This window comes from Paraburkholderia dilworthii (assembly GCF_000472525.1).
In the GTDB taxonomy this organism is placed as follows: Bacteria; Pseudomonadota; Gammaproteobacteria; order Burkholderiales; family Burkholderiaceae; genus Paraburkholderia; species Paraburkholderia dilworthii.
Genome location: NZ_AWZT01000008.1, coordinates 111,933 through 127,646, shown reverse-complemented (window position 1 = coordinate 127,646; position 15,714 = coordinate 111,933). Strand labels below are relative to the sequence as shown.

Genomic DNA, 15,714 nt, shown 5'->3' with positions numbered 1-15,714 from the left:
ACGCGATAGTCGCAGAAGCATAGAGTCCGGGTCTTGTACTGGGCCGACGGTACTCTATGCAGCGGGCCATACGTTTCCGGAAACCGTCAAAGCTTTGCCGATTTGGGCTGCTCTGCGGTTGTCGGTGTTTCCGCGCGACCGGCTGACTATGCATCCAGTTGATGAACCCATTCAGCATCGGATGAAACAGCGGATCATCGAACGTGTGCATTTCCTTGAAGGCCGACATGAAGGAACCTACAAACGCGGGTTGCGATTGTCGGCGTTGATCTTCAGATAAACCATCTGACTGTAAGCCGGATCAAACTTCTCTGGTACGCGGACGTCAGCGGGCTTGAGTACAGTATGGGTTGCATAAAGGCCGGATGTCGGGTCCGGCTTCTCTGCAAGCAAGGTCGAGTTGCAATCTGCGAGCAGAGCGACGAGCCCTCCATCTCTCCCGAGACCGCCCATTCCCGAGCCCGCGATCCAACCGAGGACTAATGCCAGACCCGCCTACGGCATCCTAGCTCGCAGCCGCTCGATCCAGGAAGCTGGTAACCGTACCGTATTGGAATCCTCCCCGCCCCGCATAAAACTAACCTGTCCATTGAACCAGGACAACTCCGTTTCGGCGGCATCGAACGTTCGCTCCACGAGTAACCGGCCATCCTTCGCGTCATACACCCTACCGACATAATCAGCGTCATGGCCGTTGTCGCGGAGCAGGCATAACTCGGCGACGTACTGACCATCGTCTGACTTCTTCCTTTGGCAGTCGTGCGCCCCTGACCGCAATCTGATATCTAACGCGTAATCAACCACTAGCGCAATCACGACGACCGCGACAAGGCACTTCGCACAGACCTTAACTACACGTGAGATCCGTTCCGCTCTGCCTGTGGTGGCCGCAAATGCAAACATCACTGACCAAACACCCACTACAGCCACGGTCACCGCCAGTAACACGGCTCCAAATGCCAGTAACGCGCCGTCTCCGCCTCCTTGCAGTCCCATCGTCACATACTCATTCGGACAGGCGTTTTGAGCGTCACAACACGATAATCGGAGTAGAGAACCATGTCGCCACCCGCATTGTGCTGCTCTTGCCAGCGCCGAAAATCTGAATTGTGGACTGGCCAAAATGTGCGGCCGTATGGCCCTTCCGGCTGAATCGCGTAGTGACTCCACGAGCCGAAGCCGGCCTTCTGCGCGGCGAAGCCAAACGGGACTAAGGCGATGCCGTCCTTGTTCCAATGGCCGAGATATTGCGAGCCTCCGGCATCGTCGAAAAAGGAATAAGGTTGTGCATGTAAAGAGCGACTTTGGTGATTTGCACTTCCGTCCCACGCCACACCGGTTTGATCCGCCTCCGCGATCGCAGCGCAAAACTCAAACCCGCCAAGTGCGCCCGCAAGATCGTCCGGCAATCCATGATGAAGCATCGCTCTGAAAAAAGTCTCGGCCTTTTCCAATGCCGACGTGTCGACCAACGCTCTCTGAAACTGGAAGTTCCTGTGGAACCTGTGAATGTCGTTCCCACATGCGTGCGGAGGATCGATCCAGCCGTCGTAGCCCTTGTAAGAATAAAGGCGAGCGAGGATCGACTGCACCGCGGCATTGTTCCCGAGTCGATCAGTGTTTTGCAATTCCTTGAACACGCGGGCAGCTCGTGGAACGACAGTATCCAGTCGAGCTTGACCGTCGTTGTGTCAATTCGGTCGCGTGGATATGCACCTGAGCCATCACTGTGATACCCGTGAGCGTTCTGGAAGCTATTCGTGGCCTCGTTCTTCGGCGTGTAGTGGAACCACTTGTTAAGCAGCGCGGCCGCGACGTGCCACCCCATCTTTTGCATCGCGCCGGGAATGTCGGTAAGTTCGAGTGGCTCCGCTTCTGATCGCGGCCTTGCAGGCGCTGCGACGCTTGGAGCTTGCCCCTCGCCGATGTATCAGATATCAATGCCTGGACGGCATTCCCACGCGCCGTTGTTCGGTGTGTAAAACAAAAGTTCTTGTTCGTCCATACGGGTGTCGATCGAGGTTGTTCATGTCGCTCACAAGCTCATTGCGTTCGCAGGAGGAACCTATAACGTGCCCCGCCGACTTTGTCGATATGCGTTGACAACTCTTCACAAACCCGGACATTTAGCCACCCGAAACAAAATCCGCGACAGCCACTACCTTATAAGCAGCAAGTCGCCGGGGAACGCTCAGCGGCCACGCCCAACAGTCGACGCCCTCCAGTACGAAAAGCTAGCCCTTTCTGCATTCGATCTATGCGACCGGCAGGCAGCTCAACTGGACACCTTGATCACACTCGCGTCGTAAATAGTTAGGCATCCTGCCATAACACGCGACGAGCAACGACATCGTCAGACGCTCGTCGAGGTGCTACTGGACACGGCTGAGCACTATCAGCAGGAACTTCAATGCGACCGCGAGCTGTTCCAGGTGATTGCCCTCGATGCAAAGGGCGTCCCGCACAGCCGCATTACCGCGTATCACGCGACGAAGCTCCTCGCCGAGGCATCGCAGAGAGCCCCAACCTCTACTGCCAGCGAAAGTGCACCGCGCCGCAAAAGCAAATCCGCAAAGTCCGCCGGTAGACTAACCACGAACGTCGCACACCCACAAATAACCTCCGCACACTGACTAAACCAAGCAGAAAAACAAATGGCCGCAGCATCGGCTGCGGCCATCAGGCAAAGCATACAAACGCGCATACGGTTCAGCGAATCAACACAGCGCAAAGGCCGAGTTCACACCACATTCATCGCCAACGCACTCTCGCGATAATGCTGGCTCGCCTTCTCCGTATCGCCAAGCTGCTCGTGCAAACGCGCCAACGCGCGATGCGAACGGATCTTCAGCGTCTCGTTATCGGCAAGCTTCAACGCACGCTCGAGGAACGACTGCGCCTTCCCCCACAACTGCTGATGCAGGCATAACCGCCCCAACGCGAATAGCAAGTCGGCATCGTCCGGACGATCCTTCTGCCACGCTTCGGCCTTCTGGATCAGCGGCAACGCATCGCCGCCCGCAGTATCCGGGTAGCGACGCAGCAAGCGCGCATCCCAATTCTGCGCGAGCGCATCCTCAACGATCTTGCGCGCTTCCTGCGGACGATTCAGCACCACCAGCAGTTCGGCGGCCAGATCGGCAAGACGCGGTGAATGACGCTCGGTCGGCGTGAGCGAATTCCACAGTTCGAGCAGCGCATCGGCGTTGTGCCGACGATCGCGCAGCAAATTCTCCGCCGCCAGTTGCCGCAAGCGCACTGCCACAGCCGGATGAATCGCCTCGCGCTTTTCCAGCGTCTTGACGAGCTTGAGCACTTCGCCCCAGTTCTTCAATTGCTGCTGCGCGCGCAACATGATCTGCTGCGCGTGAATGCGCCGCGCGCCCTGCGATTGCATTTCGGTGAGCGCGGTGAGCGCGCCGTCCGCGTCGCGGCCGTCGGCGCGCATGTCGGCGGTGGCCATCAGACGCGCGTCCTGCCAGTCGGCCTCGTCGATCTGCGCGAGCCATTCGTCGCGCCGCGCATATTCATGCATGCGATGCGCCGCAGTCGCCGCGATCAATCCGGCCGCACCCTTGTTGTCGCCGTTCGCGAGCGCGTCCTTCGCGGCCTTTTCCGCGCGCGAGAAGCGCCCCGCGTAGAGGTTGCCGATGGCGTCACGCAGCGCAGCGTGCGCCTTCGCGACACGCGAGCGCGCACGGTAGGCAGCCACGCGCTGCGGCATGCGCCAGATATTGCGCACGATGCGCAAAAGCGCATACAGCAGAATGAACAGCACCACCAGCCCGACCACGAACAGATTCAGCGAAATGTCGACGCGGTACGGCGGATACACCAGCAGCACCTGCCCCATGTCGAAGCGTCCGACCACCGCAAGCACGACTGCGACGGTGAACAGCAACGCGAGCCATAGAAGTCCCCGGATCGCCATGATTAACCCCGGCTCCGGTATTGATTGACGGCTTGCAAGCTCGTGTTCAGATTCGGCAATTCGACCGCGGCCGAACCGGCTTCCACCTGCTTGACGAGATCGACAACGGTCTGCGTTTTAGTCGACGACGTATCGAAGTAACGCGTCAGCGCCGTTTGCGCCGCCTGCAAGTCGGACTTGAGTGTAGTCTCGTTGCGCGAGAGCAGCGCGAGACGCGCCGAGAGCAAACGCAGCTTCACGTTCTCGCGCACGAAGTAGCCCTGGTCGGGCGCGATCATCATCGCGTCCACGTTGTCGATGCGGCGTACCTGCACGAGGCTCGTCAACTGCTGGCCGATGCCGCGCGTCAACTGGTCCCACCACACTTTCCAGCGCGGCTCGCCGGTGGCCGCAGATACCTTGGCCGTGTCGGCCCATGTCGCCGCGCGCGGCGTCGCATGCGCGATTGGCGCTTCGCCGGAGAGCGGCAAGCTGTCGACCTGATCGACCGCATTGTCGAGCTTGATCGCGAGACCCGTGAGGTCGGTGGAAGGCGCGGCCTTCAGCTTGTCGATGTCCTGCGCGATGGCCTTGCGCACCGCGACCGCCTGCGGGCTGTCCGACGCGGCGAGCCGCGTGTCGGCGCTTTGCAGCGCGAAGAGCGCGAGTTGCGTGTTGCCGGTGAGTTGCAACTGCTGGCTCGCCGCCGACAGCATCTGACCGACTTCGGCGAGCGTCCAGTCGTCGCGATTACGCGCAAGATCCGAGTACTGCTGTTGCAGCGCCTGCTGCGCGGCCTGCGCATCGGCGAGCTTGCCTTCGAGTTGCGCGACCTGCGAGTCGGACTGACGCACCGTGGCAAGCGCCTGCTCGGTCTTGATGCGTAGCTCGTTGGTTTGCGTGTCGTTCGCCTGCTGACGCTGCGCGATTTGCTGCTCGGTGCGCTCAAGCTTGCGATTGAGTGCATAGCCGCCCACGCCCGCGGCGCAAGCAAGAACCACGACGACAAACCACAGCAGCGGTCCGCTCGCACTGCGGCGCTTTTGCGCTTCGTAGGGCGTGAAGGGTTGGTTCGGCGGCAACGCTGCGGTCGCGGCCGGCTGGGGTGAAGCGTTCGTGGATGCGTTCGTTTCAGTCATGCGTGATTTAGCCGGTGAATGAGCCGGATTGGACGATACCGGTTGAACTACGGTCGGCAGGGCGGCGAGCAAGGCGTGGGCGATGCGCTCGTCGCCCGCGCCGGACACCGTAATCCTATCAAAACCCAATGCCCGCGCTGTCTCAGCAATACGCGGATGCGGCGTGACGAGCGTGGCGTGCTTGAGTTGCGCGAGTTCGTCGGCCGTCAGATGTTCTTGCGCGAGTTCGTGCAGATTGCGCACGCCTTCGGAACTGGTCAGAACCCAAGCATGCGGTTCCCCCGCAAGCAGTTGATGCACGCGCGCCCACGCGGCGATCGACGGTTCCGGCACCAGACGGCGGTATGCCGCGACCGTCTCCACTTCCGCGCCGGCTTCGCGCAGACGATCAGCGAGCCACTCGCGGCCGCCGTCGCCGCGCACGATCAGGACGCGCTTGCCTTCGAGGTTTGCTTCGCCGAGCGCTGCGTCGATCGCGGCGAAGAGGCCTTCGGAATCGAAGCGCCCGTTATCGTCATCGGCAGCGGATGCGGATGCGGGGCTGATGACCTGGTGAGCCGGAGCACTGACGCCATGACGCGAGAGCGCACGCACGCTGCCCGGCCCGACCACGCCGACCGGCAACGCGTGCGGCCAGATGGCGCCGCTCTTCGCGAACGCGTGATCGATCGCGTTCGGCGACACGAACACGACGAGCGCGTAGCGTTCTAGCGACGCGAGCGCGGCGCGCAATGGGGCGTCGTCCGCGACGGGCGCGATGTCGATCAGCGGGAAGTCGAGCGTGTGGACGCCGGCTGCGGACAGACGTTCGATCAGTTCACTCGACTGACCGGCCGGTCGCGTAATCACGACTGCGAACGCCGCCTTGCCGACGGGTGACGATGCGTCGTCGGGAATGTCGGCCGCCATCAGTCGCCGGACACCGGGCTGTCCGCTGAGCCTGAGCCTGAGCCTGAGCCTGAGCCTGAGCCTGAGCCTGCGCCTGCGCCTGTGCTCGTCGCCGTCCCAGACGCGCCAGGACCGCTCGCCGTGCTCAGCGCCCGGACGATGTCCATCGCGCCTTGCTGTTCGAGCGCGCTCGCCACTTCACGGCCCAAGGCGATAGCGCGCTCGGCGGTCGGCGCGGGCGCGGACGCCTGTGCGCTCAGCACGCGTTGGCCGTCGGGCGTCGCCACGATGCCACGCAGATGCAGCGCGCCGTCATGCCATGTCGCATATGCGGCAAGCGGCACTTCGCAACTGCCGCCGAGTGCGCGCGACACCATGCGCTCCGCTTCGACGGCGGCCGCCGTGTGCTCGTGATGCAGCGGCGCGAGCCATGCGGCGAGGTCAGCGCGATCGGCGCGAATCTCGATGCCGAGCGCGCCCTGCCCCGCCGCAGGCAAGCTGTCCTCAGGATCGAGCAGCGCGCGGATACGGTCACCAAGGCCCAGGCGCTTCAGGCCAGCCGCAGCGAGAATGATCGCCGCGTAATCGCCGCGATCGAGTTTGGCGAGGCGCGTATCGAGATTGCCACGCAGCGGCCGCACTTCGAGGTTCGGATAGCGCATGCGCAGCATCGCTTCGCGGCGCAGGCTCGAGGTGCCCACCACCGCACCGGCCGGCAGCGCGGCTAGCGACTCGTAATCGTTCGACACCAGCGCGTCGCGCGGGTCTTCGCGCTCCAGGATCGTGGACAGCGCGAAGCCGTCGGGCAATTCCATCGGCACGTCTTTCAGCGAGTGCACAGCGAGATCGGCGCGGCCATCGGCAAGCGCAGCTTCCAGTTCCTTGACGAACAGCCCCTTGCCACCCACCTTCGACAAAGTGCGATCGAGAATCTGATCGCCACGTGTCGTCATTCCGAGGATTTTTACGTCACAAGATGGATATAATTTGTGCAGCGCACATCGCACATGCTCCGCCTGCCACATGGCGAGGCGGCTTTCTCGCGACGCAATCACAAGCGTGTGGGGTGGCGCGGCAAACGTCTCGGTGTTCATTAGCTTGTCGATTGAATGACGGGATGGAATAACAAACAATGTTAGCACGCGCCCCCGCGTTCAACCCCCGGTTCGCCCGCCTGTCGCCCTTACGGATCAAGGCTCGAATCGAGGCGCGGCGGACCGCCGTGCCAACGCGGTATCGATGGAGGAGACGGGCTTCGCGCGCTGCGCGGCTGTCCCATTGCGGCCTGTCGCGCACGGTCGTTCGCGCGCCGCGCCGCTTCATGCGCGATCATGCAATGCGGCGCAACATGCGTCGAATGCAGAGCGGGCGCGCGGCCATCCTCTCCGGCGTATCCCCATCGGTGCATACCGCTTCAGTGCAGTTCACGTTGCAGTTCGAATGCAGTTCCGAGTTCCGCAGTAGCAGTTCATCACTTAACAGACCCTGGCTTCCCTGAGGAAACCCATCGTGACGTCTTCCGGATCGGCGCGCCCTGCCCGCCGCAACACTGCATCGCCCAACGCTTCCACTGCCGACGCCACGGCGTCCGCGGCTTCCGCATCGTCTAGCGCAGGCACTGCCCAGCCGGGTATAACCAAACGCGCGACCACCAGCGCGAAAGCTGCCAACGCCGCGAAAGCCATCAAGGCCGATAGAACCGCCGCGCCGGTCAAACCGGAAAAAGCCGTGAAGACCTCGAAGGCCGACGAGCCGGACCGAGCCTCCGCAAACAGCAAGGCGAAAGCCGACGCGAAGGCAAAAGCTCAGCCCAAAGCGCAAGCCGAAGCAAAAGCCCAAGCAAAAGCAAAAGCGAACGCGAACGCAAAAGCGAAGAGCAAAGCCGACGACAAGGCGCCGACGCTGCAAGCCGTGTCCGAGGACACCGCCCTCGCCGCGCCGAAAACCAACGGCCGCACGCGCGACGACAAGGATCATCCGCTGTTCCAGGACATCCGCTATCTGGGGCGGCTGCTCGGCGACGTGCTGCGCGAACAGGAAGGCGACGCGGTGTTCGACGTCGTCGAAACGATCCGTCAGACGGCCGTGCGTTTTCGCCGTGAAGACGACAATGCGGCCGCGCAGACGCTCGACAAAAAACTGCGCTCGCTGAGTCCCGAGCAAACGGTCAGCGTGGTGCGCGCGTTCAGTTACTTCTCGCATCTCGCGAATATCGCCGAGGACCGCCACCGCAATCGCCGTCACCGGATTCACGCGCTGGCCGGTTCGACGGCGCAGCCGGGCACCATCGCCTATGCGCTCGAAAGGCTCGTTGAAGCGGGCTCTGCAGCCACGCCCGTGTTGCAGCAGTTTTTCAACGACGCGCTCATCATGCCGGTGCTGACCGCGCACCCCACCGAAGTGCAGCGCAAGAGCATCCTCGACGCGGAGCACGACGTCGCGCGCCTGCTTGCCGAACGCGATCAGCAGTTGACCGAGCGCGAACGCGCCAACAACGAAACGATGCTGCGCGCGCGCGTCACGTCGCTGTGGCAAACGCGGATGCTGCGCGACTCGCGCCTCACTGTCGCCGATGAAATCGAAAACGCGCTGTCGTACTACCGCGCCACGTTCCTCGAAGAAATTCCCGCGCTCTACGCCGATATCGAAGAGGCGCTGAAGGAGCACGGCCTCGAAGCGCGGCTGCCGCCATTCTTCCAGATGGGCAGCTGGATCGGCGGTGACCGCGACGGCAATCCGAATGTCACGGCCGAAACGCTCGAACATGCAATCGCGCGCCAGGCCGAGGTGATCTTCGAACACTATCTGGAGCAGGTACACAAGCTCGGCGCTGAATTGTCCGTGTCCAATCTGCTCGCCGGCGCGAGCAGCGAACTCAAAGCGCTCGCGGACATCTCGCCTGACCGCTCGCCGCATCGTACAGACGAGCCCTACAGGCGCGCGCTGATCGGCATGTACACGCGGCTCGCGGCAAGCGCGCGCGTGCGTCTCGGCGAAGGCAGCGTGCCGCTGCGCAGCGCGGGCCGCGGCGCAGCGCCGATTCGCGCGAAGCCCTACGACGACGCCGCCGAATTCGTGCGCGATCTGCACGTGCTGATCGATTCGCTCGCCGAGCATCATGGCGCGCCGCTCGCCGCGCCGCGTCTCGCGCCGCTCGCGCGCGCGGCCGAGGTGTTCGGCTTTCATCTGGCGAGCATCGACTTGCGCCAGAGCTCGGACATCCACGAAGCAGTGATTGCCGAGCTGCTGACGCGCGCGGGCGTTCATGACGGCTACGCAGGGCTCTCCGAAAGCGAGAAGCTCGACGTGCTGCTCGCGGAACTCGCGCAGCCGCGTCCATTGCGTCTGCCGTATGCCGACTACTCGGATCTCGTGAAGAGCGAACTCGGCGTGCTGGAAGAAGCGCGTGTCACGCGCGAAAAATTCGGCGCGCGGGCGGTGCGCAACTACATCATTTCGCACACGGAGACGGTGAGCGATCTGATCGAAGTGATGTTGCTGCAAAAGGAAACGGGCCTCCTGCAAGGGCAGCTCGGCAACGCCGACGATCCGGCGAAAGCCGCGCTGATGGTGATCCCGCTCTTCGAGACGATCCCCGACTTGCGCAACGCGCCGCACATCATGCGCGATCTGCTTGCGCTGCCCGGCGTCGACTCGGTCATCGAACATCAGGGCAACGAGCAGGAAGTGATGCTCGGCTATTCGGACAGCAACAAGGACGGCGGCTTCCTCACGTCGAACTGGGAGTTGTATCGCGCGGAACTCGCGCTCGTGTCGCTCTTTAACGAACGCCGCATTACGCTGCGCCTTTTCCACGGACGCGGCGGCACCGTCGGCCGTGGCGGCGGCCCGACCTATCAGGCGATTCTGTCGCAGCCGCCTGGCACCGTCGACGGTCAGATCCGTTTGACGGAGCAAGGCGAAGTGATCGCGAGCAAGTTCGGCAATCCGGAAATCGGCCGGCGCAATCTGGAAACAGTGGTGGCCGCGACGCTCGAAGCATCGCTGCTGCCGCATGGCACCGCGCCCGCGGAATTGCCGGTGTTCGAAGCCACGATGCAGCAATTGTCCGATGCGGCGATGGCCTCGTATCGCGCGCTGGTGTATGAAACGCCCGGCTTCAAGGAGTATTTTTTCGAGTCCACGCCGATCTCGGAGATCGCCGAGCTGAACATCGGCAGCCGTCCGGCATCGCGCAAATTGCAGGATCCGAAGCAACGCAAGATAGAAGACCTGCGCGCGATTCCGTGGGGCTTCTCGTGGGGCCAATGCCGTCTGTTGCTGACCGGCTGGTATGGTTTTGGCAGCGCGGTGGCCGCGTATCTCGACAGTGCGCCGAGCGATGCGGAACGCGGGCGCCGTCTCACGTTGCTGAAGAAAATGCACAAGAGCTGGCCGTTCTTTTCGACGCTGCTCTCGAACATGGACATGGTGCTCGCGAAGACTGACCTTGCGGTGGCCTCGCGCTACGCGGCGCTCGTGTCCGACAAGAAGCTGCGCAAGCATGTGTTCGAGCGGATCGTCGCGGAATGGGAGCGCACGTCGAAAGTGTTGTCGGAGATCACCGGTAAGAGCGAGCGGCTCGCGGAAAATCCGCTGCTCGCGCGGTCGATCAAGAACCGCTTTCCGTATCTGGATCCGCTGAATCACCTGCAGGTCGAACTGCTCAAGCGCCACCGTGCGGGCGATACGAACGCGCGCGTGCGGCGCGGGATTCATTTGAGCATCAACGGGATTGCGGCGGGGTTGCGGAATACGGGTTGATGAGTCGGACGGCAGAGGCGTTGCACTGCGCCGCTGCCTGTGGAGTTGGAATGAAGCCGGGCGTGGATCTATTGGTCGCGTTCGGCTTTGTTTTTGGCGGAACGGTTCGTGGTGCGTTGGTGACGCGTTCCGCCATCTGTTTCGAGCCGCATATGCGTGGGCAACGGAATGAGATCACGGTCAACAGATCGCGAAACTTGACAGTCTTTTACAGGACGAATCGGTCTCGCCGATTATCCTCATCTGGCCACAAGCTCTGTGGCGTTCCAGCTTTTGAGGAGACAACCCATGTCAGAGAAAAAGTACCGCGAAACGCTCGGACGGCGTTGCCGGCTGCCGGTCGCCGATGCACCTATACAGGACGGAGTTCATGCGTAAGGCGCTCGTCGTGCAGGGAAGCCCCACTACGACAGGAGGTATTGTCGTTGGGGGCTCGGCCACTCATATGACGGACCGTGGCAAACCATTCGCGCTAACGGCGACGAAGCAACGTGCGGCACATGCGAAGGCCGGTTCAGGATTATCGGCACCGCAACGCGGCGAACATAACATGCACAGTGTTTCCAGACAATGGCTCAACCGACGCCTCTGTCTGCAAACCTGACTCGGTGAGGCGCATGATTGCCATCTATCCGCATTTCTGCACGTCGCCGGAAGCGCAATTATGGAGGGGCTGCAAGGTGTTGACACTGATTCACGAGTGCACCCACTTCACGGACGTATTTGATTCGAATGACGGAATGTACGGCATTAGCATCCGGTTGTCGTTCTGGGCGCAGACCAATCCGGATCACGCAATCCGCAATGCCGACAGTCTGACGTGTTACGTGGGCTTTGAGGAATAGCACCAGATGAAATGACTTATGACCTCATCCAAGACGACGTTTCTGGTGCTGTGCGTTCTTATTGCAGCGAGTCGTGCAAACGCCTGCACGGTGTCCGAAAACATGGAGGACAGCTTACCGCTTAACTCAGCCGAGGTTCCCAATTCTGACCGCGTGCGAATTACGGAATTGGTGATAGCCGCTCGCCAATGGCCAAACGTTGAAATTAGGGGAATCTTATACACAGGCGGATATGTGCTCGAACGCGATCCCGTCGCGATTGCAAAGCTGAGAGGATCGGCGCTACGAGCGTATCTAATCCGACTGGGAATTAAGGAAAGCAATATCTGGATGAATACGCGGACGATCAAACGCCCGGACATCGACAGCAAGGGAAACAAGGCGTTGAATCAGATTGCCGTGACGTTAGTTCCGATATGTGAAGGTGGTTGTGAACGCCTTTGCAGCGATCCGCAGGTAACGCCGACAACACGGGTGATGCAGTAAGCAAAACCCGCACAGCGCGGAGCCGCGCGCTCCTGAAAGCGCAAGCCCGGCTCCAGCAAATCAGTTCAGGTTCCGCATACGCCTTTTCAACACGCCTCGATCATCAACGCATCGAGCTTGAAAGAGCCGTCGTCCTTCACATCGAAATATTGCCGCACCTCATCCGGCGAACTGCGCCACAGCGACTGAATCGCGACGATGCGCGGCTCAGGCGTGCGCATGCGCGCCACCCACGAACTGAACTCGATGTCGATACGCCAGCGCTCGCGAATCGACGCATTGAAACCCGCGGCTTCGAAAAACGCGATCCATTCGTCGGCGCGGTAATCGCGGATATGCGAGCCGTCGCGCAACAGCTCGATTGCCTGAATATGCGTGTCGAGCAACGGATGGTCGATGCCGGCGATATCGATAAACAACACCCTGCCGCCCGGCTTCAGCACACGCCGCACTTCGGCAAGCGCCGCAGCCACGTCGTGCCAGTGATGCGCGCTCATCCGGCTGATCACCCAATCGAATGTGTGATCGTCGAACGGCAGTTTTTCGGCCGCGCCCTGCTGCGTGCGAATGTTGGCGAGGCCGCGCTCCTTCGCCGCGCCTTCGACGGTGGCGAGCATCGGCGCGGCGATGTCGTACGCGACCACCTCTTTCGAGTGCGGCGCGACTGCGAAACTCGCGTGGCCCGCGCCGCAACCCATGTCGAGCACCGTCGCATCCGGCGTCGCGGCGATCGATTCGGCCAGCGTCCGCAGATCGGCGCCGGTTGCATGGGTCGGACTCGTCAAATAGGCGGCGGCGGTCGACCCGAAGGCGTCGGCGACCTGATCGTGATGCTTCATTGGATAGCTCCGGTTATCTGCATGAGACTAGGTATGAGGTTCCGCGTTTGTAGCGCCGGCAGCGCGGCCTGCCGTTCGAGCCGCTACGCCGCTACAATAGAGCCCGCCATGTACCAGTACAAGTTAAGCAATTATTCTGGTATCTAAACCACCCTCCTCACGCGCCGCAACCGAATGACCACGCGAACGAGCACGCCCGCTTCCGCCGACCACCCGCCGCCGCTCGAGGCCACGCCCGCCCGGGCGCTCGGCGACTTCATCCGCGCGCATCGCGAACGGCTGTCGCCGCAAGCGATCGGCCTGCCGCCGGGTCCGCGCCGCCGCACGCCGGGTTTGCGTCGCGAGGAAGTCGCGCAGTTGTGCGGTGTGAGCCCGACCTGGTACACGTGGATCGAGCAAGGGCGCCCGGTTTCCGCTTCGGCCGATGCGCTCGCGCGCATCGCCGTCGCGCTGCAACTGTCGCGCGCCGAGCGCGCGTATCTGTTCGAACTGGCCGCCCAGCGCGATCCGGCCGAGCCCGATCCGGCCGCCGCCGACGCTCCCGCCACACTGCTCGAAACCGTCCAGCTCGTGAACGCGCCCGCCTATGTGCTCGACCGTCAGTGGAATGCGCTCGCGTGGAACGAGCGCGCCGCCGGCCTCTTTGTCGGCTGGCTCGACGGCGCGCACGACCGCAATCTGCTGCGCTACACGTTCACGGAACCGGCGGCGCGCGAGTTGATCGTCGACTGGGAAACGCGGGCGCGGCGGCTGGCCGCCGAGTTTCGCGCGGATTCGATCCGTCATCTGAACGACGCGCCCACGCGCGCGCTGATCGATTCGCTTACCGCCGCGAGCGACGCGTTCGCACGCTTCTGGGCTTCGCAGGACGTCGGCGGCCGTGAAGGCGGGCGGCGCGAATTCAATCATCCGCGCGACGGGCGCCTCGTCTACGATCAGATCACGTTCAAGCCCGCGCATCGCGAGGATCTGAAACTCGTGGTGCTGGTGCGGGAGTAAGCCGTCTTTCAGGCCGCGAATGCCAGCCAATAACCAGCTTGCTGTCTGAACGGCCGTGCGAGCCTCGGTGAGCCGACATGCGCGGCCTCGCTTACACGGGGCGTTTCAGTGATCGGCGTGGCGTTGCGCCAGTGTTAAAATCCTTGGTCTTTGTTTGTTCCGGCGGCGCCCTCGCAGTTGTGTCATGTGCATCGGCACGGTCAGCCTTCCGCCGCTCATCCAATCGCGCTTAACCGCTCCCTAACTGCCGCTTAACTGCCCAACACCATGACGTCCCAATTGCACAAAAAAGGCGAAGCCTGGTCGGCTCGCTTCTCGGAGCCGATGTCGGAGCTCGTCAAACGCTACACGTCGTCGGTTTTCTTCGACAAGCGTCTGGCGCTCGTCGACATTGAAGGGTCGCTCGCGCACGCCTCGATGCTGGCGGCGCAAAAGATCATCGCCGCCGACGACCTCGCCGCGATCCAACGCGGCATGGCGCAGATCAAGGGCGAAATCGAGCGAGGCGAGTTCGAGTGGCAACTCGATCTGGAAGACGTTCACCTGAACATCGAAGCGCGCCTGACCGCGCTGATCGGCGACGCGGGCAAGCGCCTGCACACCGGTCGCTCGCGTAACGACCAGGTCGCGACCGACATCCGCCTGTGGCTGCGCGGCGAGATCGACCGCATCGGCGAGTTGCTGAAGGAACTGCGCATGGCGCTCCTCGACATGGCGGAGAAGAATGCGTCGACCATCATGCCGGGCTTCACGCACTTGCAGGTCGCGCAACCGGTCACGTTCGGCCATCACCTGCTTGCGTACGTCGAAATGTTTTCGCGCGACGCCGAGCGCATGATCGACTGCCGCAAGCGTGTGAACCGTCTGCCGCTCGGCGCCGCGGCACTCGCCGGCACGAGCTATCCGATCGACCGTCACGCGGTAGCGAAAACGCTCGGCTTCGACGGCATCTGCGCGAACTCGCTCGATGCAGTCTCCGACCGCGACTTCGCGATCGAATTCACGGCGGCGTCGGCACTCGTCATGACGCACGTGTCGCGCTTTTCCGAAGAGCTTGTCTTGTGGATGAGCCCGCGCGTCGGCTTCATCGATCTGGCCGACCGCTTCTGCACCGGTTCGTCGATCATGCCGCAGAAGAAGAACCCGGACGTGCCCGAACTCGCGCGCGGCAAGACCGGCCGCGTGAACGGTCATCTGATGGCGCTGCTCACGCTGATGAAAGGCCAGCCGCTCGCGTACAACAAGGACAATCAGGAAGACAAGGAGCCGCTCTTCGACACCGTCGACACTGTCGCCGATACGCTGCGCATCTTCGCTGAAATGGTCGCCGGTATTTCGGTGAAGCCGCAAGCCATGCGCGAGGCCGCCTTGCAGGGTTTCTCGACGGCAACCGATCTTGCGGACTATCTCGTCAAGCGCGGCCTGCCGTTTCGCGACGCGCATGAAGCGGTTGCGCTCGCCGTGCGTATCTGCGCGGATCGCGGCTGCGATCTCGCGGACCTCACGCTCGATGAAATGCGTGCCGAGTTGCCGAACGTCGCGCATCTGATCGGCGACGACGTGTTCTCGTATCTGACGCTCGAAGGCTCGGTTGCGAGCCGCAACCATCCGGGCGGCACGGCACCGGAGCAGGTGCTGGCCGCGGTCAAAGCGGCACGGCAAGCGTTGAACTAACGCGCCGTGAACTCGCAGCGCGCTGCCGGAATCGGCGCGCTCATGCATGAGCACATTGCGAAGGCGAACTCGTTGGCGAGTTCGCCTTTTTCTTTAACGCCCTGCTCGCATACAGGGCGAACTCGGATTGAAACACGACAGTTTTTGACTACCATCAAAACAGGTTCGGC

9 protein-coding genes and 2 pseudogenes are annotated in these 15,714 nt (G+C 62.4%); 6 read left to right on the top strand and 5 right to left on the bottom strand.

What is annotated here, in order from left to right; translation table 11 throughout:
• Positions 1-998 precede the first annotated feature (998 nt).
• Positions 999-1,828 (bottom strand): annotated as a pseudogene (locus F759_RS0110200) (DUF6402 family protein).
• 337 nt (positions 1,829-2,165) lie between these two features.
• On the opposite strand from F759_RS0110200, the pseudogene F759_RS44020 reads away from it, so the two are divergent.
• Positions 2,166-2,633, top strand: a pseudogene (locus F759_RS44020) (hypothetical protein).
• A 107-nt stretch (positions 2,634-2,740) separates the two neighbouring features.
• Here the strand turns inward: F759_RS44020 and F759_RS0110190 are convergent.
• From F759_RS0110190 to hemC, 3 genes are read right to left on the bottom strand one after another with little or no spacing between them, the layout of a single operon-like run.
• Positions 2,741-3,931 (bottom strand): heme biosynthesis protein HemY, encoded by a 1,191-nt coding sequence (locus F759_RS0110190; RefSeq protein ID WP_027799761.1) that lies wholly within the window; start codon positions 3,929-3,931, stop codon positions 2,741-2,743.
• 2 nt (positions 3,932-3,933) lie between these two features.
• Positions 3,934-5,958, bottom strand: coding sequence for a fused uroporphyrinogen-III synthase HemD/membrane protein HemX (gene hemDX, locus F759_RS0110185; protein WP_036024039.1), 2,025 nt, complete (start codon positions 5,956-5,958; stop codon positions 3,934-3,936).
• Positions 5,958-7,031 carry a hydroxymethylbilane synthase gene (gene hemC / locus F759_RS37535; protein WP_036024037.1) on the bottom strand — a complete coding sequence of 358 codons (1,074 nt, stop codon included), beginning with the start codon at positions 7,029-7,031 and terminating at the stop codon, positions 5,958-5,960. Before hemC ends, hemDX begins: the two co-directional genes overlap by 1 nt.
• 415 nt (positions 7,032-7,446) lie before the next feature.
• Here hemC and ppc point away from each other — a divergent pair, with 415 nt between their 5' ends.
• From ppc to F759_RS42065, 3 genes are all read left to right on the top strand, one after another.
• Positions 7,447-10,701, top strand: a complete 3,255-nt coding sequence (ppc, locus tag F759_RS0110170) for a phosphoenolpyruvate carboxylase (protein ID WP_027799758.1) — start codon at positions 7,447-7,449, stop codon at positions 10,699-10,701.
• 491 nt (positions 10,702-11,192) lie between these two features.
• A complete protein-coding gene (locus F759_RS37530) occupies positions 11,193-11,546 on the top strand; it encodes a M35 family metallo-endopeptidase (protein ID WP_407668528.1) in 354 nt (117 codons plus the stop codon).
• An 18-nt stretch (positions 11,547-11,564) separates the two neighbouring features.
• Positions 11,565-12,032, top strand: coding sequence for a hypothetical protein (locus F759_RS42065; protein ID WP_152530616.1), 468 nt, complete (start codon positions 11,565-11,567; stop codon positions 12,030-12,032).
• A gap of 86 nt (positions 12,033-12,118) precedes the next feature.
• Here F759_RS42065 and F759_RS0110155 read toward each other — a convergent pair whose 3' ends face one another.
• Positions 12,119-12,871 (bottom strand): class I SAM-dependent methyltransferase, encoded by a 753-nt coding sequence (locus tag F759_RS0110155; RefSeq protein ID WP_027799757.1) that lies wholly within the window; start codon positions 12,869-12,871, stop codon positions 12,119-12,121.
• A 174-nt stretch (positions 12,872-13,045) separates the two neighbouring features.
• On the opposite strand from F759_RS0110155, the gene F759_RS0110150 reads away from it, so the two are divergent.
• Positions 13,046-13,870 (top strand): helix-turn-helix transcriptional regulator, encoded by an 825-nt coding sequence (locus tag F759_RS0110150; RefSeq protein ID WP_027799756.1) that lies wholly within the window; start codon positions 13,046-13,048, stop codon positions 13,868-13,870.
• Positions 13,871-14,137: 267 nt separating this feature from the next.
• Positions 14,138-15,544: an argininosuccinate lyase gene (gene argH / locus F759_RS0110145; protein ID WP_027799755.1), complete on the top strand. Its 1,407-nt coding sequence runs from the start codon at positions 14,138-14,140 to the stop codon at positions 15,542-15,544.
• Positions 15,545-15,714: the final 170 nt, after the last annotated feature.